General features: G+C 59.0%; 17 protein-coding genes. 11 read left to right on the forward strand and 6 right to left on the reverse strand.

Annotated elements, in window-relative coordinates; genetic code table 11:
- Positions 1-197: 197 nt before the first annotated feature.
- The 3 genes from ACA054_RS31670 (at position 198) to ACA054_RS31680 (ending at position 3,226) form a co-directional block, all read left to right on the forward strand.
- Complete coding sequence (locus ACA054_RS31670) at positions 198-1,646, forward strand: alanine/glycine:cation symporter family protein (protein WP_497687609.1); 1,449 nt, start codon at positions 198-200, stop codon at positions 1,644-1,646.
- 80 nt (positions 1,647-1,726) lie between these two features.
- The gene (locus ACA054_RS31675; protein ID WP_497687610.1) at positions 1,727-2,731 is read left to right on the forward strand and encodes an asparaginase; all 1,005 of its coding nucleotides are present in this window, start codon (positions 1,727-1,729) and stop codon (positions 2,729-2,731) included.
- 180 nt (positions 2,732-2,911) lie between these two features.
- A complete protein-coding gene (locus tag ACA054_RS31680; RefSeq protein WP_497687611.1) occupies positions 2,912-3,226 on the forward strand; it encodes a hypothetical protein in 315 nt (104 codons plus the stop codon).
- Between the two features lie 71 nt (positions 3,227-3,297).
- Here ACA054_RS31680 and ACA054_RS31685 read toward each other — a convergent pair whose 3' ends face one another.
- Entirely contained in the window at positions 3,298-6,168 is a 2,871-nt protein-coding gene (locus ACA054_RS31685) for an EAL domain-containing protein (protein ID WP_497687612.1), read from the reverse strand.
- A gap of 257 nt (positions 6,169-6,425) precedes the next feature.
- On the opposite strand from ACA054_RS31685, the gene uvrD reads away from it, so the two are divergent.
- From uvrD to ACA054_RS31700, 3 genes are all read left to right on the forward strand, one after another.
- Entirely contained in the window at positions 6,426-8,609 is a 2,184-nt protein-coding gene (gene uvrD, locus ACA054_RS31690; RefSeq protein ID WP_497687613.1) for a DNA helicase II, read from the forward strand.
- A gap of 340 nt (positions 8,610-8,949) precedes the next feature.
- Positions 8,950-9,828, forward strand: a complete 879-nt coding sequence (locus tag ACA054_RS31695; RefSeq protein WP_497687614.1) for a Tim44 domain-containing protein — start codon at positions 8,950-8,952, stop codon at positions 9,826-9,828.
- Between the two features lie 138 nt (positions 9,829-9,966).
- Positions 9,967-10,374, forward strand: coding sequence for an SMI1/KNR4 family protein (locus ACA054_RS31700; RefSeq protein WP_003187120.1), 408 nt, complete (start codon positions 9,967-9,969; stop codon positions 10,372-10,374).
- 21 nt (positions 10,375-10,395) lie between these two features.
- On the opposite strand, the gene ACA054_RS31705 is transcribed toward ACA054_RS31700, so the two are convergent.
- Positions 10,396-12,159: a cation:proton antiporter gene (locus ACA054_RS31705; RefSeq protein ID WP_497687615.1), complete on the reverse strand. Its 1,764-nt coding sequence runs from the start codon at positions 12,157-12,159 to the stop codon at positions 10,396-10,398.
- A gap of 286 nt (positions 12,160-12,445) precedes the next feature.
- Here ACA054_RS31705 and ACA054_RS31710 point away from each other — a divergent pair, with 286 nt between their 5' ends.
- Positions 12,446-12,928: an acyl-CoA thioesterase gene (locus ACA054_RS31710; RefSeq protein ID WP_095194575.1), complete on the forward strand. Its 483-nt coding sequence runs from the start codon at positions 12,446-12,448 to the stop codon at positions 12,926-12,928.
- Positions 12,929-12,979: 51 nt separating this feature from the next.
- On the opposite strand, the gene pdxY is transcribed toward ACA054_RS31710, so the two are convergent.
- A complete protein-coding gene (gene pdxY / locus ACA054_RS31715; protein ID WP_497687616.1) occupies positions 12,980-13,852 on the reverse strand; it encodes a pyridoxal kinase PdxY in 873 nt (290 codons plus the stop codon).
- A gap of 120 nt (positions 13,853-13,972) precedes the next feature.
- On the opposite strand from pdxY, the gene ACA054_RS31720 reads away from it, so the two are divergent.
- Positions 13,973-14,386, forward strand: a complete 414-nt coding sequence (locus ACA054_RS31720) for a DUF3301 domain-containing protein (protein WP_497687617.1) — start codon at positions 13,973-13,975, stop codon at positions 14,384-14,386.
- Between the two features lie 9 nt (positions 14,387-14,395).
- On the opposite strand, the gene ACA054_RS31725 is transcribed toward ACA054_RS31720, so the two are convergent.
- A complete protein-coding gene (locus ACA054_RS31725) occupies positions 14,396-15,361 on the reverse strand; it encodes a CobW family GTP-binding protein (protein WP_497687618.1) in 966 nt (321 codons plus the stop codon).
- Between the two features lie 26 nt (positions 15,362-15,387).
- Here ACA054_RS31725 and ACA054_RS31730 point away from each other — a divergent pair, with 26 nt between their 5' ends.
- On the forward strand, positions 15,388-15,744 hold the full coding sequence (locus tag ACA054_RS31730; RefSeq protein WP_497687619.1) for an NADH:ubiquinone oxidoreductase: 357 nt from the start codon (positions 15,388-15,390) through the stop codon (positions 15,742-15,744).
- A gap of 3 nt (positions 15,745-15,747) precedes the next feature.
- Here the strand turns inward: ACA054_RS31730 and zigA are convergent, their stop codons facing one another.
- Positions 15,748-16,953: a zinc metallochaperone GTPase ZigA gene (zigA, locus tag ACA054_RS31735; RefSeq protein ID WP_497687620.1), complete on the reverse strand. Its 1,206-nt coding sequence runs from the start codon at positions 16,951-16,953 to the stop codon at positions 15,748-15,750.
- A gap of 94 nt (positions 16,954-17,047) precedes the next feature.
- On the opposite strand from zigA, the gene folE2 reads away from it, so the two are divergent.
- Complete coding sequence (gene folE2, locus ACA054_RS31740) at positions 17,048-17,944, forward strand: GTP cyclohydrolase FolE2 (protein WP_497687621.1); 897 nt, start codon at positions 17,048-17,050, stop codon at positions 17,942-17,944.
- A 195-nt stretch (positions 17,945-18,139) separates the two neighbouring features.
- Complete coding sequence (locus tag ACA054_RS31745) at positions 18,140-19,039, forward strand: His/Gly/Thr/Pro-type tRNA ligase C-terminal domain-containing protein (RefSeq protein WP_497687622.1); 900 nt, start codon at positions 18,140-18,142, stop codon at positions 19,037-19,039.
- Between the two features lie 58 nt (positions 19,040-19,097).
- Here the strand turns inward: ACA054_RS31745 and ACA054_RS31750 are convergent, their stop codons facing one another.
- Entirely contained in the window at positions 19,098-19,619 is a 522-nt protein-coding gene (locus ACA054_RS31750) for a DUF3617 domain-containing protein (protein WP_497687623.1), read from the reverse strand.
- Positions 19,620-19,749: the final 130 nt, after the last annotated feature.

Consider the following 19,749-nt stretch of genomic DNA (forward strand, 5'->3'; position numbering starts at 1 on the left):
AGTGCCGCCCCTCTTCGCGTGAGCGGTCGTCGGTAGCGAGGCCACAACCCATGCGAAACCCGAACTAATAACAAACCCGCGATATGAAACCGGGACGAACATCGACCCGCCTGTTGTGCCGTGCGCAAACGGGTGTAACTCGATGTGTCTGTCCGGCCAGCATTGTTGCCCACACAAAAAACAGCGAGGAATAATTCATGCTCGAAGTCATTAACGACTTCCTCTCAGGGAAAGTACTGATCGTGCTCATTGTCGGGCTCGGTAGCTACTTCACGATCCGCTCGCGTTTCGTACAATTGCGCCACTTCTTCCACATGTTCGCGGTATTCCGTGACAGCCTCAAAAGCAGTGCCGGTCAACTCAGTTCGTTCCAGGCCCTGATGCTCAGCCTTGCCGGCCGTGTCGGCGCAGGCAACATCGCCGGCGTCGGTATTGCCGTGACTCTTGGCGGCCCCGGTGCCGTGTTCTGGATGTGGGTGACCGCACTGGTCGGCATGTCGAGCAGCTTCTTCGAATGCTCCCTCGGCCAGCTCTACAAGCGCTGCGACTCTGAAGGCCAATTCCGTGGCGGTCCTTCCTATTACATCCAGCACGGCCTGCAAAAACGCTGGCTGGGGATGATCATGGCGTTCCTGCTGCTGATCACCTTCGGTTTCGCCTTCAACGGCCTGCAATCCCATGCTGTGACCCACTCGCTGAACAACGCTTTCGGCCTCGACACCACCTGGACCGGCCTTGGCCTGGCCGTGCTGCTGGGCATGGTGTTCATCGGCGGGATCAAGCGCATCGCCAAGGTCGCTGACCTGCTGGTGCCGGTGAAAACCCTGGTGTACATCGGCGTGACCATCTACGTGATCGTGCTGCAGTTCGATCAGGTACCGGGCATGTTGATAACTATTGTCAAAAGCGCGTTCGGTCTCGATCAGGCTTTCGGTGGCCTTATCGGCAGCGCGATTATCATGGGCGTGAAACGTGGCGTGTTCGCTAACGAAGCAGGCCTGGGCAGCGCGCCGAACGTGGCCGCGGTGGCCTCGGTCGAGCACCCTGTCGCACAAGGCGTGGTTCAAGCGTTCAGTGTGTTCCTCGACACTTTCGTGATCTGCACCTGCACGGCCTTGCTGATCCTGCTCTCGGGCTTCTATACCCCGGGTTTCGAAGGCGACGGCATTGCCCTGACCCAGAACTCCCTGGCTGCCGTGGTCGGTGACTGGGGCCGGATGTTCATCTCCGTGGCGCTGGCGTTGTTCGTGTTCACCTCGATCCTCTACAACTACTATCTGGGCGAGAGCAACCTGCGCTACCTGATCGGTGAGAACCGCAAGGCGCTGATGGGCTACCGTGCGCTTGTTCTGGTGCTGATTTTCTGGGGCGCCATCGAAAACCTCGGGACCGTATTTGCCTTTGCCGACATCACCATGACGATGCTGGCATTCGTCAACCTGATCGCGCTGTTCCTGCTGTTCAAGGTCGGCATGCGCATCCTGCGTGACTACGATGACCAGCGCGCAGCCGGGATCAAGACGCCGGTGTTCGACTCGAGCAAGTTCCCGGACCTGGATCTGGATCGCCAAGCCTGGCCGGCCAATCCGCCAGTCCTTGCTCAGGCTCAGAGCGAGCCGCAAGGCGTGACCGCAGCGCAACGCTGATCGGTTAAAGTGCGAAATCCCTTGTGGGAGCGACGATTCGACTCGCCCCCACAAGACATCATCGTTCTCGGAGCACCCCCATGAATTCCTCGACCTACCCTGCCGCCCAGCACGTCATGGTGCTCTACACCGGCGGCACCATCGGCATGCAAACCAGCGCCCACGGCCTGGCCCCCGCGTCCGGTTTCGAAGCGCGGATGCGCGAGCACCTGAACAGCCAGCCTGATCTCGTGGTACCGCAATGGCGCTTCCGCGAGATGTCGCCACTGATCGACAGCGCCAACATGTCCCCGGCGTATTGGCAGCAATTGCGTGAAGCGGTGGTCGACGCCGTGGACGTGCAAGGTTGCGACAGCGTGCTGATCCTGCACGGCACCGACACCCTCGCCTACAGCGCCGCCGCCATGAGTTTCCAATTGCTCGGCCTGCACGCCCGTGTGTGCTTCACCGGTTCAATGCTGCCGGCTGGCGTGACCGACAGCGATGCCTGGGAAAACCTCAGTGGTGCGCTGGTTGCATTGGGCCAAGGCCTGGCGCCGGGTGTTCACTTGTATTTTCACGGCGAACTACTGGACCCGACCCGTTGCGCCAAAGTGCGCAGTTTCGGCCGGCATCCGTTCAAGCGACTGGAACGTCAGGGCGGCGGCATGAAAGCGCCTTCGATCCCAGCGCAACTGCATTACAACCAACCCCGGCAACTGGCGAACGTCGCGGTGCTGCCGTTGTTTCCCGGCATCGGCGCCGAAATTCTGGATGGCCTGATCGACAGCGGCATTCAGGGCCTGGTACTGGAGTGCTACGGCAGCGGTACCGGGCCGAGCGACAATCCGGGGTTTCTCGCCAGCCTGGAACGGGCGCGGGACAACGGTGTGGTGGTCGTGGCCGTCACGCAATGCCATGAAGGTGGCGTACAACTGGATGTCTATGAGGCCGGTAGTCGTTTGCGGGTTGCCGGTGTGCTTTCAGGTGGTGGCATGACCCGTGAAGCGGCGTTCGGCAAACTGCATGGCTTGCTGGGTGCAGGGCTCGAACCCGCTGAGGTTCGGCGGCTTGTTGAACTGGATCTGTGTGGCGAGCTGGCTTGATACATCTAACCTACGCAATTGGCGCGCTCAAGTTTCTCCTCGGCTCTTCGAGAACTTGAGCCGCGCCTTGAAACATAAACCCTTACAAAGACAGTGCAAGTATAACTCCCACAATAAAGTCCAGTTAGTTACCTTGCTCGGGCAGGACGCAACTTAACTTTATTACAGGAGTTACATGCAATGAGCATTAAAACCAAAGACTGGACCGCACAAATCAACCGGATGCCTGGCGCAGCTTCTTTCCGCACCTTTGGCACCGTAACGGTTGCCCATACGGGCATTACGCCGAAGCTGGTCATGAGTGCACTGCAAGACAAATCCTTTGATCTGCGCCTGGAATTGCAACTTGAAAAGTCCAACGACATTTCGCTGCAAGTAGAAACAGACAAGTTTGTCGAATACAAAGTAATGGGCAACTCAAATGTCACCGGCGTCAGTATTTTCCACCAAGGAAAACTGCTGCACCATATCGATAAAGTAATGATTAGCCATTAAGCGCAGCCTATTTCCCGCGCTTTAAAACTTCCCGCCAGACACGTTAGGTGCCAGGCGGGAAACTTCGTCGTTCACGTTACGCCTTGCGCTTGTAGCAAACCCGCCAGAGCCTCGGCCTCAACCGGCCGGCTGATCAGGTAACCCTGAACTTCATCACAGCGTTCGGCTTGCAAAAACTCAAGCTGCTCCAGCCGCTCCACGCCTTCAGCCACCACTTTCAATTTCAAGCCGTGCGCCATGGCAATGATCGCCCGGGTGATCGCCGCGTCTTCTGTGCCCTCTCCCAGGCCCCGGATAAATGCCTGATCGATCTTCACGTAATCCACCGGGATGCGCTTGAGGTAGCTCAGGGACGAATACCCGGTGCCGAAATCGTCGATCGCCAGCTTCACCCCCAAATCACGCAGTTGCTGGAACGTCGCGATAATGTGCTCGACGCTGTCGAGCAACTGGCTTTCGGTCAGTTCCAGCTCCAGGTAATGCGGCGACAGTCCGGTTTCTTCCAGGACCTGACGGACCAGGCTGACCAGCTTGCCTTGGCGCAATTGATGCACCGACAGATTGACCGACACCCGTATCGCCTCGAGTCCCTGGCGCTGCCACTCGCAGGCTTGCCAGCAGGCCTGGCGCAAGACGAACTCACCGATCGGGCCGATCAACCCGGTCTCCTCCGCCAGACCGATGAAATCCCCCGGCGGCACACGCCCCATGGTCGGGTGGTCCCAGCGCACCAAGGCCTCGGCGGCATTGAGCTTGCCCGTGGCGAGGCACAGTTTCGGTTGGTAAAACACCTTCAGCTGCTTTTCTTCGACCGCTTTACGCAGATGATTTTCCAGCTGCAAGCGTTCAAGGGTGCTGGTTTGCAGGCTATCGGTGTAGAACTGGAAATTGTTACCGCCCAAATGCTTGGCGTGTTGCATGGCCATGTTCGACTGACTGACCAATGCCGATATTTCCCGGGCGTTGTCCGGCAACAGGCTGATGCCCATGGATGCGCTGACCACCAGCTCATGACCCTCGACGGTCACCGGCAAACGCAATTTGGCCGACAAGCGCGTCGCCACCCGCGCCAGACTGGAGAGGTTGCCGTAGGCATTGAACAGCACGGCGAATTCATCACCGGACAAGCGTGCAATGGTGTCTGCCTCAGGTAAGGCGTTGACCAGGCGCCGAGCCATTTTCTGCAACAGCTGATCGGCCACTTCGTGACCCAGGCTGTCGTTGAGCTGCTTGAAGCGATCCAGATTGATGTGCAACAACGCCAGGCTGCGATAACCGCCCTGACGCACCCGCTGGTGCGCCTCGCTGAGCCGTTCGCGGAACATCGAGCGATTGGCCAGGCCCGTGAGTTCGTCGTAATGGGTCAGGTAGCGCATGCGCTCTTCAGATTCTCGCCGTGCCGATAGATCCGCGAAGAAGCCCACAATATGGCTGACATTTCCCCGGGTATCGCGCACTGCGGTCAATTGCAGCCATTGTGGATACATCTCGCCGTTCTTGCGGGTTTCCACCAGCTCACCCTGCCAACGGCCGTGCTGCTCCAACGTTTGATGGATCGCACCGAAATGCCGGCGCGCATCGCGACTGCAGGGTAACTCGACCACGTTGCGCCCGAGAATTTCCTCGATTTCATAGCCGGTGACTCGGCTGAAGGCTTGATTGACTGCGATCAGGGCATAACTCGGATCGAAAATCACAATACCTTCGCTGGCGGCCTCGAACACCGTCGCCGCCAGCTGCAGTTGCTCCTCCTGGGCCTTGCTGACACTGATATCGCGCCGCGTGCCCACCATGCGAATCACCCGGCCGTTGTCGGCGCGTTCGACCGCCCGACCCCGGTCCTCGATCCACACCCAGTGGCCATCGCCATGCCGCACGCGGTACTCGATCTGGTAATCCTCGGTGCGGCCCTTCAAATGCTCGACCAACGCCCTTTTCAGTGCAGGAAGATCGTCAGGGTGCAGGCGGGGCTTGAGGTGGCGCAGTATTGCCGTCACCTGTTCCGGCTCAAGGCCGAACAATTCCTGGATCTGCGTGTGATGGACTTCGTCGGTTTGCAGGTTCCAGTCCCACAGCCCCAGTTCGCTGGCCTTCAATGCCAGCGCCAGGCGCGCCTCGCTCTTGCTCAGCGCCTGATTGGCCGCATCCAGCTCCAGACTGCGCTGGGCGACACGGCTTTCCAGCTCGACCTGGATTTCGCGCAATTCGTCTTCGGCACGCCGACGTTGATCGATTTCCCTGGCCAGCTTCTGATTGAGTTGGTCGCTGCAGTTCTGCGCTTGCTGCAGGTGCTCGATCAGCGCCTGATTCTGAAAGCGTCGTAACAGGCCGCGATCGATCAGCCGATTCACTTGCCAGGCGACCACACTCAACGCACCCAGCAAAATCAGGCCGAACCAGCCCCAACCGTGTTGCTGCTCGTCCCCACCCCAAAACATAAAGGCTATGGCCGGCAACAGGCAGGGCAAGGTGAAAGACAGGAACGCCGGCAAACTCACCGCGTAGGCCACGCTGGCCGACAGCGCCGCGGCACCGATCAGGCCGAAGACCCACGCTTGTTGAATGAAGTTATCGGCGGGAACCAGCGCAATACCGGCACCGGCCAGGGTCAGGCCAGTGAGGCCTGAGCCCAGTAAAAACATGCGCCGCCAGATCGGATGCGCCTGGCGGTTGGGAATCGCCGAATCGAAGGCCGCCACCTGGATCACCCGCAATGCGACCAGCGACAGCAACCACACCAGCCAGACGCTGACCAGGAAGTAACGCTGCGGACTCCAGAGCAAACCCGCGCACACCAGGCCATTGATCAACATGAACAGCGTGGGCAGCAAGGAGCCCTGATACAACAGACGCGTGCGTTCGACCGCCATTTCCATGGCGTATTGTTTCCGGATAACCCGGGGCTCCACAGTAGGGCCCGACAGGTCGAAGCTGAGGGTCATAGGCAATGTTCTTGTTCTTATAATGATGAGCATGAGCCCGAAACGTCGACGGAGCATACACAAGCCAATGCCCGGACCAAACTGCTCCCGATCAAAAAACAGACCAAAGTATCAGCCGCCAGGCATGGCAGAATGCCGTCAGACGGGCCCGGCAAACGATTGCAGCCGATGACTGACCGGTCGTCCCGTGCGTAACTTTCATCGGCTAAAACAAAGCGGGGTTTGCCCGGGGTGACGCAGCCCCCTAGAATGCCCCGATGCGCGATGATCTCTCCCTTCTGCTGAACTCCCTCAACGATGCCCAACGCCAGGCCGTAGCTGCCTCCGTGGGTCGTCAGTTGGTCCTGGCCGGTGCTGGTTCCGGTAAAACCCGAGTGCTGGTGCACCGTATCGCCTGGTTGATCCAGGTCGAAAACGCCTCGCCCCACTCCATCCTGTCGGTGACGTTTACCAACAAGGCTGCTGCCGAGATGCGCCATCGCATCGAGCAGCTGATGGGTATCAACCCGGCCGGCATGTGGGTCGGCACCTTCCACGGCCTGGCGCACCGCTTGTTGCGGGCACACTGGCAGGAAGCGGGCTTAAGCCAGACCTTCCAGATTCTCGACAGCGACGACCAGCAACGCCTGGTTAAGCGGGTGATCCGCGAGCTCGGCCTGGACGAACAACGCTGGCCCGCCCGTCAGGCTCAATGGTTCATCAACGGGCAGAAAGACGAAGGCCTGCGCCCGCAACACATTCAAGCCAGCGGCGATCTGTTCCTGGCAACCATGCGTGGCATCTATGAAGCCTACGAGGCCGCCTGCCTGCGCGCCGGCGTGATCGACTTCTCCGAATTGCTGCTGCGCGCGCTCGACCTGTGGCGCGATCACCCTGGCCTGCTGGCGCACTATCAGAAGCGCTTCCGGCACATTCTGGTGGACGAGTTCCAGGACACCAACGCCGTGCAGTACGCCTGGTTGCGCCTGCTGGCCAAAGGTGGCGACAGCCTGATGGTGGTCGGCGACGACGACCAGTCGATCTATGGCTGGCGTGGCGCGAAAATCGAGAACATCTACCAGTATTCCGAAGACTTCCCGGACGCCGAAACCATTCGCCTGGAGCAGAACTACCGCTCCACCGCTGGCATCCTCAAGGCCGCCAACGCCTTGATCGCCAACAACACCGGGCGTTTGGGCAAGGAGTTGTGGACCGATGGCGGCGACGGCGAAGCGATCAACCTGTACGCCGCGTTCAATGAACACGATGAAGCGCGCTACGTTGTCGAAACCATCGAAAGTGCGCTGAAAACCGGCTTGGCTCGCAGCGATATCGCGATTCTGTACCGCTCCAACGCCCAATCGCGCGTGTTGGAAGAAGCCTTGCTGCGCGAGCGCATTCCGTACCGTATCTATGGCGGCCAGCGCTTCTTCGAACGCGCAGAAATCAAGAACGCCATGGCCTACCTGCGATTGCTTGAAGGCCGTGGCAACGATGCCGCGCTGGAACGGGTGATCAACGTGCCAGCCCGGGGCATTGGCGAGAAAACCGTCGAAGCGATCCGCGACCATGCCCGCCACAGCGATGTGTCGATGTGGGAAGCGATGCGTCAACTGGTGGCCAATAAAGGCGTTACCGGCCGCGCAGCCAGCGCGCTGGGCGCGTTTGTCGAGTTGATCGAGAACCTCGCCGCCAAGTGCATGGAAATGCCGTTGCACCTGATGACCCAGACCGTCATCGAGCAGTCGGGGCTGATCGCCTACCACGAAGCGGAAAAAGGCGAGAAGGGCCAGGCCCGGGTAGAAAACCTTGAGGAACTGGTCAGCGCGGCACGCAACTTCGAAAACAGCGAAGAGGACGAGGACCTGACGCCACTGGCGGCTTTCCTCGGTCACGCATCGCTGGAAGCCGGCGATACCCAGGCCGACGAACACGAAGACAGCATTCAATTGATGACCCTGCACAGCGCCAAGGGCCTGGAATTCCCCTATGTGTTCCTGGTGGGCATGGAAGAAGGCCTGTTCCCGCACAAGATGAGCCTGGAAGAACCCGGCCGTCTTGAGGAAGAGCGACGCCTGGCCTATGTCGGCATCACTCGGGCCATGCAGAACCTGGTGATGACCTACGCTGAAACCCGACGCCTGTACGGCAGCGAGACCTACAACAAGGTATCGCGCTTCGTACGTGAAGTGCCCAAGGGCCTGATTCAGGAAGTGCGGCTTTCCAACAGCGTCAGCCGTCCGTTCGGCGGCAACCAGTCGATGAGTGGCAGCAACCTGTTCAGCGGTAGCGAGATTCCGCAGACCGGCTTCAGCCTGGGCCAGACTGTGCGCCACTCGATCTTCGGTGACGGCGTGATCCTCAACTTCGAAGGCGCCGGGGCGGCGGCTCGGGTGCAGGTTAACTTCAGCGAAGGCAGCAAGTGGCTGATGCTGGGGTACGCGAAGCTGGAAGCGATCTAAAGTTTCAATGGTGCTTTTCTGTGGGAGCGAGCTTGCTCGCGATTGGGAACGACGCGGTGTTTCTGAAACACCGCATCATCGTTTTTCGTCGAAACGCCGCCCGGAGCAGGCTGGCTCCCCCACAGTCTGATCAGACTTAAAGGATAAAGTCATGGGCTCAGATATCTTTCCTACAGAACTTATCCCCTTATCCTACAGACCAAAGGTAACAGGCCCTATTGCGCTGATTGAAGCTGAATGCAACCTGTCAGGCAAAAGCCCGAAACACTCTGCCGCTAGCCAGTAACACTTCAGCTGTGCAACATGGCGCGCGTGCCTTCCACAAATGGGAATTCCCTTTATGAAACGTTTTCTTAGCATCGCCATGGCGTTGTGCATCGGCCTGACGATGAGCCTCGACGCCAATGCCGCCAAGCGCTTTGGTGGTGGCAAAAGCGCAGGCGCTGCGCCGACACACCAGACCAGCCAGATGGCTCCTTCTTCTCCAGGCATGGGCGGCGCTGCGGCGACCGCTGGTGCAGCCGGTGCCGCTGGCGCCGCAGCCAAGGCCGGTGGCGCTTCGCGCTGGCTCGGCCCTCTGGCCGGCATCGCCGCCGGTGGCCTGCTGGCGTCCATGTTCATGGGCGACGGTTTCCAGGGCATGCAGATCTTCGACATCCTGATCATGGCGGTCATCGCGTTCCTGGTCTTCCGCTTCATCGCCGCTCGTCGTCGCAAGCAGCAAGCGCAGTATGCTCCGGCCGGCCACGCGCCGATGCAACGTGAAGCCTTCGAACCCAAGCCTGCTGGCGGTTCGATCTTCGGCGGTTCGGCTGCACCTGTTACCGCTCGTCCGGTAATCAATGCTCCGGCCTGGTTCAACGAAAATAGCTTCATCGAAGCTGCGCGCAATCACTTCCAGTCCCTGCAGCAGCATTGGGACGCCAACGAAATGGACAAGATCTCCGAGTTTGTTACCCCGCAGATGCTGGAGTTCCTCAAGCGCGAACGTGCCGATCTGGGCGACGGCTTCCAGGCCACCTACATCGATAACCTCGTTGTGCAACTGGACGGTGTGGATGATCGCGCCGACAAGACCATCGCCACCCTGACTTTCAGTGGCGTGTCGAAAACCTCGCGTTTCGACCAGGGCGAAGTGTTCAGCGAAAGCTGGAACATGGAACGTGCACAGGGCGAAAACCAGCCTTGGCTGGTGGCCGGTATCCGCCAGAACGGCTGATTCCCCTCCGCGCTTCACTTGATGTAATAAAAACCCCAGCCTCGGCTGGGGTTTTCTATTTCGCGGTTGCATCTATAGCGAGCTACTGTATAAACCGCCCCATATAAACCGCGCCATACAAGCAAGAGGATCCCGGACGTGGAAGAAATCATCGAACAACTGCGTGAAGCCAACGAGCCGGTACCGGTCCCCTTGGAGTTGCCCGACGAAGATCTGCTGGTCGAAATCGAAGAACAACTGTTCATCGACATTCCGTTCGTCTTCAGAGAATTCCTGCTGACCGTCAGCGACGTGGTCTATGGCAGCCTGGAGCCGGTCACCGTCACTGACCCGCAATCCCACACCTACCTGCCGGATGTTGCCGCCAACGCCTGGGATGCAGGCGTCGATCGCAGCCTGATCCCGATCTGCCAGGACGGCGACGACTACTACTGCGTCGAAGAAGACGGCACCGTGGTGCTTTGGCAAGCCGAAGAAGAGTTGATCGCCGAAGAAACCTGGGAATCGGTATGGCACTGGGCGCGGGACGTCTGGCTGGAAAGCTGAGCCTGCCGACGCCCCACATGCTTAATGCCCCGGCGAATCCTTGTGGTTTTCCAGGGTATCGAGCAAGGCCACCTGCATCCGTGTGTGCACACGGATGAACCAGCGCCAGAGCAGCGCCGCTACGGCGGCCGCGACCACGGCGATCAGCACCAGCAACTTGTTGGTCGGCAGAATACTGGCCGACAAGGCTGCCAACAGCAGGAAAATCACCAGCAGCGAGAGGATCGGGATCACTTCGGAGATCACCCGGCGCACTCGCTGCGTGTGACGGCCCGCCATCTCCGGTTTGACGCCCATTTCCGCCAGCAACATCGACAATGCCTTGAGCTTGCGATACGCGGCAATCAGGAATGGCAATGACAGCAGCAGCGCCCCACCCCAGATCAACGCTTTCTGCCAGCTCGAGTCGCTGACCCAGCCTTGCAGATAAGTGGACATTCCTTCGGCGAAGTAAGCCCCGGAAAAGAAGATCGCGATCACCAACGCCAGATTGACCCCCACCTGCAGCAAGATCCGTCGAATCATCGATGCCAGCAATGCGCCCTCGCCTTGCGGCTGGATGCTACGCAGCCATTCGCCATACATCCCCAACACTCGACCCAGTCGCTGCGGCATTACGGCAGCCAGTTTGATCGATAGCGGGTCTGCTGCCCGGATCAGATAGGGCGTCATCAACGTAGTAAGCACCGAAACCGCCACGGCCACCGGGTAAAGGAAGTTACTCGTGACCTGAAGGGTCATGCCCAGCGAGGCAATGATGAAAGAGAATTCGCCAATCTGCGACAGCCCCATCCCGACGCGCAGTGAAGTACGTCCGTCGTTGCCTGCGATAAAGGCGCCAAGGCCGCAGGACAGGATCTTGCCGAGCACCACCGCCACGGTGATCACCGCAATTGGCCAGGCGTATTGCAGCAGAATCATCGGATCGAGCATCAGGCCAATGGCGACGAAGAAAATCGCACTGAACAGGTCGCGAACCGGTTCGATCAGCCGCTCGATTTTCAGCAACTGCCGCGACTCCGCCATGATCGCGCCAATCAGGAACGCACCGAGCACCATGCTGTATTCAAGTTTGACCACCAGCAGGCAGAAGCCAAAGCACAGGCCCAACACGGTGATCAGCAGCATTTCGTTGCTTTCGAATTTAGCCACGTAGGCCAGCAACCGCGGCACCAGCAAGATGCCAATGACCAGCGCGACGATCATGAACAGCGAAAGCTTGCCGACGGTGGAGAACACCTCACCCGAACTGACCGTGCCGCTGACCGCGATACTCGACAGCAAGGCTATGATGCCGATACCCAGGATGTCTTCGACGATCAGTACGCCGAATATCAACTGCGCAAAGCGCTGGTTTTTCATCTTCAGGTCATTGAGCGCCTTGACGATGATCGTGGTCGAGGAAATGGCCAGGATCGCCCCGAGGAATAGCGAGTCCATGGTGTTCCAATCGAACCAGCGGCCGATTTCGTAGCCGATCCAGATCATCAGGACGATTTCCAGGAACGCCGCGATAAACGCCGTGGCACCGACCTTGAACAGCTTGCGCAGGCTGAACTCCAGGCCCAGGCAGAACATCAGGAAAATCACCCCCAGCTCTGCCAGGGTCTTGATGGTTTCTTCATCGTGGATCAGGCCGAACGGCGGAGTGTGCGGGCCAATAATGAAGCCGGCCACAATGTAGCCCAGCACCACCGGTTGCTTGAACCGATGGAAAAGTACGGTCACCACGCCTGCGACCAACATGATCACTGCCAGGTCCTGAATAAAACTGATGGCGTGCATGGCGTGGGGCTCCTTGGGTGCAATGGCTTAATCACCGGACGCGGGAAGCGCCCGATCGAGCAGTCTAAAAATCTGCTTTGCGTGTAGGACTTTTCCCTGGACCAGGGCTTTTGCAGGGTAACACCGCGACTTCCGGCGCAAAGGCGGTGCAATATATGGAAACAGATCGATTGGGCGTGACGGCGGCTGCCCGCGCGGCGTCCCGATATCTGTTGGTTTGAAAAAAACCGCTGAAGCGCCCGCAGAGGTGCGTCCCTCAAACCTTGCCTTGACCCGTGAGAACGCTATGGAACCCGGAAACGCCCAACTGTCGATGACAGTATTGATGACCCCCGACATGGCCAATTTCTCTGGCAATGTTCATGGCGGCACCCTGCTCAAGTACCTCGACGAAGTGGCCTACGCCTGCGCCAGCCGCTATGCCGGCCGCTACGTGGTGACCCTGTCGGTGGACCAGGTGATTTTCCGAGAGCCGATCCATGTCGGTGAACTGGTAACCTTCCTTGCGTCGGTCAATTACACCGGCAACACTTCCATGGAGGTGGGCATCAAGGTGGTGACCGAGAATATCCGTGAGCGCTCGGTACGCCATACCAACAGCTGCTTCTTCACCATGGTCGCCGTGGATGACCAGCGCAAGCCAGCCCCGGTGCCGCCGCTGCAACCTGAAAACAGTGAAGACAAGCGCCGTTATATCCAGGCCCAGCAACGTCGTCAGATTCGCCAGGAGCTGGAAAAGCGTTATCAGGAAATCAAGGGCGACGCTTAAAGCAAGGGATCGCAGGCTTCGGCAGGCTGCGATCCTTTTGCCGCAACCCGGTTACAAACTGATCGGGGTTGCCTCGAACCGCACCCGCGGATGGGCAATCCGGTCCTGCGCCTTTACCAGTTCCAACTCGTAACTGGCGCAGGCCTGGGTTTCCAGCAACACCTCATGCACCGCCGACGCGGCGAATTCGAAAGCCGCCACCAGGCTGTCGCCCAGCAGAACGCGAGCCAGAAACAACCCGGACGTCAGGTCGCCAACACCCACCGGCTGACGCGGAAACGCCAGCAGCGGACGCTGCAACTGCCAGCTGCCTTCGGCCGTCACCAGTAACATCTCAAAGACATCCGATTTTTTGCCGGGGTAATCCAGATGCTTGACCAGCACCGCCTTCGGCCCACGTGCCAGCAGCGCACGCGCCATCGCCAGGCAATCGAACAGTGACTGCGGCTTGCGCCCGGAGAAACTGTCGAGTTCCAGTTGATTGGGGCACATGAAGTCGGCCACGCTGGCGGCCTCCTCCAGCAGGAAATCGCTGACTTCCGCCGGCACGCTGCAACCCTTCTCCGGATGACCCATCACCGGGTCACACAGGTACAGCGCCTTGGGATTGATCGATTTGATTTGCGCCACACCCGTCAGTATCGCCCTGCCCTGGGCTGCACTGCCGAGGTAACCGGACAGCACCGCATCGCAATTGCCCAGCTCGCCAATGGCCGCGATACCTTCGACCAGATCGGGAATCTGATGCGGTGCCAGTACGTCCCCAGCCCACTGGCCGTATTGGGTGTGATTGGAGAACTGCACGGTATTGAGCGGCCAGACATTCACCCCGACCCGCTGCATCGGGAAAACCGCGGCACTGTTGCCTGCGTGACCGAACACCACGTGGGACTGGATAGCGAGCAGATGGGGCGTACGTTTCATGCGGTGAGTTATCCGTAAAACGATTGAAATTCAAGCCGCGCAGTATGCGACTAAACGCAGCCTGTACGACAGACCGGCGACACAGTTAAGCTGACACTATCTTGTTGGAGCGCCCTGTTGATGCTGACCCTTGAAAATATTCTAGTGCTGATGCTTTTCGCCACCGCGGGTGCCTGGCTATGGCACAACCACGGCTTGCGCGAACACGCACTGGAGCGGGTCAAGCAGCATTGCGCCAAGCTCGGGATCGAGTTGCTGGATGGCAACGTAGCATTGAAAAAAATCGCTTTCATCAAGGATGCCAATGGTCGGCGACGATTGGCCCGTGTGTATAACTTCGAATTCACCGTGACCGGCGAAACCCGCCACAACGGTACCATCACACAATTCGGCCCACACAGCGCACAGATCGAACTGGCGCCTTATCCGATGCCATTCGACGACACTCCCACGGTGGTCGACGTGGTCAAGCCGCGTGCCGAGGTGATCGAGTTGAGCCAGTGGCGACAGGAACATACCAAGTGGCGGCCTTGAGCTTGATCGTCACCCCAGCCGACAGCCGTCCAGGCCTTTTTTCAGCACCTCGACATCCTGCGACTCACTAAAAATAAGTTCAATCCGCGAATCTTGCCGCCATTCGCTACTTCTCCATTCCAGCCTCGCGTTATCCAGCGCATTGACCGACACCCAACCCTCGACGCTGTGGATAACCAGCTTGGCCCGCCGCCATTCAAGGCCTGCGAGCCACCGAGCGATTCTGTCAGAGTCAAAGGTCTGGCTGGGGTGCCAGCGCCAGCCAATGCTCCAGCCGCCCTCCTGTTCCTGGCTCAAGCAAATCGGCAGCGCCGGATCAGTCCAGATCGCCGGCAACTGCGCCAGCCCCTTGGGCGCCACGAAGTTATCCACACCCGCCACAGCCTGAGCGTCCAGGCCAGGCAATAGGCTCAATGGCATCGCCGCGTGGTGCGCCCAGTACAGCGGGCGCACCGGCAACTGAGCGGTGAGACGCTGGCGAGCGATTTCATCGAGGTGTTCCGACTTGTTCATCAGCAACAGACCAGCACTCTCCAGTGCCTCCTGTTGCGCTGGCGGTAGCGGCTTGCCAGCGGCAAGCGCCTGGGCGTCCAGTACCAGAACGCAAGGCTGGACGCTCAGGACACCTTGCCACGGTGCTTCCCGCAACTGCCTGAGCAACTGCGCCGGATGCCCCAGCCCGGACGGCTCGATGAACAGTCGATCCGGACGCGCCTTACGCAGCAAACGGCCGAGACCGATCTGAAACGGCGCACCGTTGACGCAACACAAACAGCCCCCGGCCACTTCACCCAGTGCGATACCATCGGCATCACGGGTCAGCAACGCGGCATCGATACCGATCTGACCGAATTCATTGATCAGCACCGCCCAGCGCTCACCCGCGGGACGTTGCGCCAGCAGGTGCCTGATCAGGCTGGTCTTGCCGGCCCCCAATGGCCCGGCGATGACATGGGTGGGTATGTTCTGCAACATGATCGAAGGTGTCTGAGGAGGTAAGGATGCGGTGGATAGGAGTGTCGTTGCTGCTGGCGCTCAATATCGGCGAGGCGCTGGCCCAGGCATGCGTGGTCCACAGTCAGGCGGAACGGCTTGACGTGAAAGTCTGCCAGCAGAACCGCAACATTCCGCAAAAACTCTTCGCCGACGGCTTCTGCCAGCCAAGCCTTGCAGGGCAGAAAGTCGAGGTACAGTACGTCGACCAATGCCCTGGTGGAGCGTTCGACGTGTGCAGCAACGCCCAAGTCGCCAATATGCCTTACCGGCAGGATATTCACTATTACGGCGTTGTCACGGATGCGGCGTATTTGAAGCCGTTTTGCGAAGCCCAGAGCCAGGGGACCTGGCTCAAGCCTTGAGAGTCAAGCGGCGTCTTCATACCAAGGGCCGAACGGATCAGACAACAAGCACCAGCTCTCTGCGCCCAGCGCCATCTCCTCATCGCTCAACAGGCAATCGGCGAGCTCGGCGGCAAGCTGCGCGAAATCGATGTTCTGGCCAATGAACACCAGTTCCTGCCGACAATCCCCGCTAGCAGCGTCCCAGTTCTGCAGGATTGCGGCAGTGCTTTCCTGGTCCTGAGGCCACTGATCCTTCGGCACGAACCGCCACCAGCGCCCGGCAAAACCATAACGCATCATCCCACCGGCCTGGGACCAGCTGCCGGCGTCTGTGTGTTTGTTCGCCAACCAGAAGAAGCCCTTGGAGCGCAGCAGCTTGCCATTGAGCCATGGACCGTTGATGAAGTTGAAGAAGCGCTGCGGATGGAAGGGACGACGTGCGCGATAGGCGTAGGACGCGATGCCGTATTCGTCGGTTTCCGGTACGTGTTCGCCGCGCAGTTCCTGTAACCAGCCCGGCGCCTGCGCCGCTTTCTCAAAATTGAAGCGACCGGTATCCAGGATCTTCTCCAGCGGCACTTCGCCCATGACCATCGGGATGATTTGCGCCTGGGCGTTGAGTCGTTCGAGGATTGCTGTCAGCTCCTCGCGTTCGCGACTGCTGATCAAGTCGATCTTGCTGATCAGGATGACGTCGGCGAACTCGATCTGCTCGATCAACAGATCGGTGATCGCGCGCTCATCCCCCTCGCCCAGCGTTTCGCCACGGGAAGCCAGGCTTTCGGCAGCCTGGAAGTCGAGCAGGAAATTCATGCCATCGACTACAGTGACCATGGTGTCGAGCCGGGCGATGTCGGAAAGGCTCTGGCCGTTGTCGTCGCGAAAAGTAAATGTCTCCGCCACTGGCAGCGGTTCTGAAATGCCGGTTGATTCGATCAACAGGTAATCAAAACGACCCTCCCGGGCGAGCGAGCCGACTTCCTCCAACAAGTCTTCACGCAACGTGCAGCAGATGCAGCCGTTGCTCATTTCCACGAGTTTTTCTTCAGCACGATTGAGACTGACATCGCGCTGGACCTCGCTGCCGTCTATGTTGATTTCACTCATGTCGTTAACGATTACAGCAACGCGCAGACCGTTTCTATTACGTAGTATGTAATTAAGAAGTGTACTTTTTCCGGCTCCAAGAAAGCCGGACAGGACTGTCACGGGAAGGCGATTGGGCATCAGATGGTCCTCACAAGGTGGCCAGGGAAATTATCGGGCTTGCTTCTATGTTATCATATAACATTGCAATTCGACTTCCACGATGGACCTGCTTATGAACGCGCTGACTCTGCCGGATATCGCCGCGCAGGCCTCACGCCAATCCCTGCCACTGGAGTGGGTGGGCATGTGTGGCATTGCTCTTCCTGTTTTGCTCGACGGCAAATTATTGCCGGCAACGGCCGATGCCGGTGTGAGCCTCGATAACGGCGAGGCGCGCGGTATTCATATGTCGCGCCTGTACCTGGCGTTGGAAACGCTTGAGCACGAAACGCTCTCGCCCGGTCTGCTGCGACGGGTTTTGCACAGTTTCCTGGACAGTCACGAAGGGCTATCAAACGGCGCTTACCTGAACATTCACACCGATATTCTGTTGAAAAGACCGGCGCTGATCAGTCCATTGGCTGGCTGGAAAAGCTATCCCGTCAGCATCGAAGCACGTTTGAAAAACGCGATGTTCCACGTGGAACTTAAAATCGCGTTGCCTTATTCCTCAACCTGTCCTTGTTCAGCAGCGCTTTCCCGACAACTGATTCAACAGCAATTCGTCGATGATTTTGCCAACCGGGCTTTGCATCACACCGAAGTACTGGCTTGGCTCGGTTCCCCTGAAGGCATCGTCGCGACGCCCCACAGTCAACGCAGCACGGCGCAGTTGAGTCTGCGTTTGCACGAGTGTCTGGATGAGCTGCCACTGATCGCAGTCATCAACGACGCTGAAGCAGCGCTCGGCACAGCCGTACAAACCGCCGTCAAGCGCGCTGATGAACAGGCGTTCGCCTTGGCCAATGGACAGAACCTGATGTTCTGCGAAGACGCCGCTCGACGCTTGAACCTGGCCCTGAAACGCTCACCCGGCATCAGCGGCTTTCAGGTACGCGTTATCCACGCTGAAAGCCTGCATGCCCACGACGCCGTTGCCGAGAGTCGCTGGAACTGGGAGGCCGCATAAGCCGTTTGCAGGCTTTGCGCTGGGATATTTACCTAAGATGTGGCGCGTACCAACAATCAGTCTTGTGCGCGGCTACAGGGCTTTGCATACAGAGTGTTGAGTGGGCACGACAAACGTCTACATGACAGCGGCCGGGTTTTGGATCTAAGGTTAATCCGCTGACGCATGTGATCGAAGCATTCGAGAACAACAATCATGATCCAGATCACTCTGCCCGATGGTTCATTGCGTGAATACGATCAACCGCTGTCCGTACATGAGGTTGCCGCGAGTATTGGCCCCGGGCTGGCCAACGCTGCGGTAGCGGGTCGGGTGGACGGCCTGTTGGTCGACTGTGAGTTCGTGATTCGGGCCAATGCCAGGGTCAGCATCGTTACGCCGCAGGAACCCGACGGCCTGGAGATTCTCCGGCGCTCCTGTTCGCTGATGCTGGCGATGGCGGTCAAGCAATTGCATTCCCATGCTCAATTGCGAACCGGCTCGGCGCTGGGTGACGGGTTCTTTTGCGAGTTCACTGTCGAGCGCCCAATGCTGACCGCTGATCTGCCGCTGATCGAAGCGCGCATGCAATCATTGGCGGCGACCAACCATTCGATACGCCGCAGTCGGAGTCACTCCCCATCTGCCGCCGATCTTTCGCTGTACCGCCTCGGGGACACCGAGTATTTGACGAGCGGCCCGCATGTCCCCACCACCAGGGTCTTGCAGGCCTTTGCCCTCGATCACGTCAACGGGACCTTGCAGCAACGTATCTATGGCACCTGTTGGTCCAGTCACCAGGAGTTGCAGCATTGGCGCCTGCCAGCCCATGTGGTGGTGGTCAGCATGGATGACCGTCAGACGAGCTATGCCCACGCGGTCACCGAACGCCTGCGCCGCAGTGGCGTGCGCGCCCTGGCGGATCTGCGTAATGAAAAAGTTCGCCACAAGATTCGACATCACAGTCAGACGGTGCCGTACTTGGTGGTGGTCGGCGAACAGGAAAGAGCTGGTGGGTATGTCAGCGTGCGCAATCGCAACGGGGAGGATTTTGGCAGGATGAAGGTTGAGGCGGTGTGTGAGTGGTTGGGTCAGCCGGGAGTTTCAGGCGCCTGAACGAACGTCTTCGCGGGCAAGCCTCGCTCCTACAGATTGAGGCTTGCTTGCGAGACTTTTACGCTCTTGGCTTCACGGTTCCGCAATCCTGTCCCAACCAGACCGCACGGGTATCGAGGCTACCCTTCTGCTGAATGCCGGTGGCGTTGAACGTGCCATTGACCTTGGTGGTGAACTCGCGATCGCTGAGGAACGTCGCAACACCCGCACCCTGCGCTTTCGGGCAGCTGAAGCGGAATTTCCACTGGTTGCCGGTCCGCTCGGTGACTTCCTGTTTGCAGCCCGATTGTGGGTCGGTCAGCGGAATGTTGTCGCTCTTGACCTGCTCTGGCGTCAGGCACGCCCGAATCCCTTTGCCACCCATGGTGATGCCCTGTTTTTCCAGCTGCGCGCGCTGTTCAGGGGTCATCTGACTTTGAATTTGACCAAGGATCAGTTGCAGATCCGGCAGGTTCTGGTCATCGACTTTCATGTTGCTCGAGGTCAATTCCCACAAACCTGGCTGAAGCATCTGCGCCTGAGCAACCACAGGAAGTACCAAACCAAATGCCATGGCCAAACCCAGCAGACGAACGTTCATCGAGTAACTCCTGATTAGTAGTGGCCGTTAGACGTCGCCGGCGGGCTTCGGTTCATGGGCCAATTAAATAGCGACATTCTGCACGGAACATGGTCTGTTAAGCATTGAATCTTCAGGAGCAAGGCTGCCC

The organism is Pseudomonas sp. LBUM1653, from assembly GCF_059716115.1.

What these genes read in the sequence shown, in the direction of transcription:
- ACA054_RS31670 (WP_497687609.1), top strand. Translation starts at nt 198, where the DNA reads ATGCTCGAAGTCATTAACGACTTCCTCTCAGGGAAAGTACTGATCGTG.
- ACA054_RS31675 (WP_497687610.1), top strand. Translation starts at nt 1,727, where the DNA reads ATGAATTCCTCGACCTACCCTGCCGCCCAGCACGTCATGGTGCTCTAC.
- ACA054_RS31680 (WP_497687611.1), top strand. Translation starts at nt 2,912, where the DNA reads ATGAGCATTAAAACCAAAGACTGGACCGCACAAATCAACCGGATGCCT.
- ACA054_RS31685 (WP_497687612.1), bottom strand. Translation starts at nt 6,168, where the DNA reads ATGACCCTCAGCTTCGACCTGTCGGGCCCTACTGTGGAGCCCCGGGTT.
- uvrD (WP_497687613.1), top strand. Translation starts at nt 6,426, where the DNA reads ATGCGCGATGATCTCTCCCTTCTGCTGAACTCCCTCAACGATGCCCAA.
- ACA054_RS31695 (WP_497687614.1), top strand. Translation starts at nt 8,950, where the DNA reads ATGAAACGTTTTCTTAGCATCGCCATGGCGTTGTGCATCGGCCTGACG.
- ACA054_RS31705 (WP_497687615.1), bottom strand. Translation starts at nt 12,159, where the DNA reads ATGCACGCCATCAGTTTTATTCAGGACCTGGCAGTGATCATGTTGGTC.
- ACA054_RS31710 (WP_095194575.1), top strand. Translation starts at nt 12,446, where the DNA reads ATGGAACCCGGAAACGCCCAACTGTCGATGACAGTATTGATGACCCCC.
- pdxY (WP_497687616.1), bottom strand. Translation starts at nt 13,852, where the DNA reads ATGAAACGTACGCCCCATCTGCTCGCTATCCAGTCCCACGTGGTGTTC.
- ACA054_RS31720 (WP_497687617.1), top strand. Translation starts at nt 13,973, where the DNA reads ATGCTGACCCTTGAAAATATTCTAGTGCTGATGCTTTTCGCCACCGCG.
- ACA054_RS31725 (WP_497687618.1), bottom strand. Translation starts at nt 15,361, where the DNA reads ATGTTGCAGAACATACCCACCCATGTCATCGCCGGGCCATTGGGGGCC.
- ACA054_RS31730 (WP_497687619.1), top strand. Translation starts at nt 15,388, where the DNA reads ATGCGGTGGATAGGAGTGTCGTTGCTGCTGGCGCTCAATATCGGCGAG.
- zigA (WP_497687620.1), bottom strand. Translation starts at nt 16,953, where the DNA reads ATGCCCAATCGCCTTCCCGTGACAGTCCTGTCCGGCTTTCTTGGAGCC.
- folE2 (WP_497687621.1), top strand. Translation starts at nt 17,048, where the DNA reads ATGAACGCGCTGACTCTGCCGGATATCGCCGCGCAGGCCTCACGCCAA.
- ACA054_RS31745 (WP_497687622.1), top strand. Translation starts at nt 18,140, where the DNA reads ATGATCCAGATCACTCTGCCCGATGGTTCATTGCGTGAATACGATCAA.
- ACA054_RS31750 (WP_497687623.1), bottom strand. Translation starts at nt 19,619, where the DNA reads ATGAACGTTCGTCTGCTGGGTTTGGCCATGGCATTTGGTTTGGTACTT.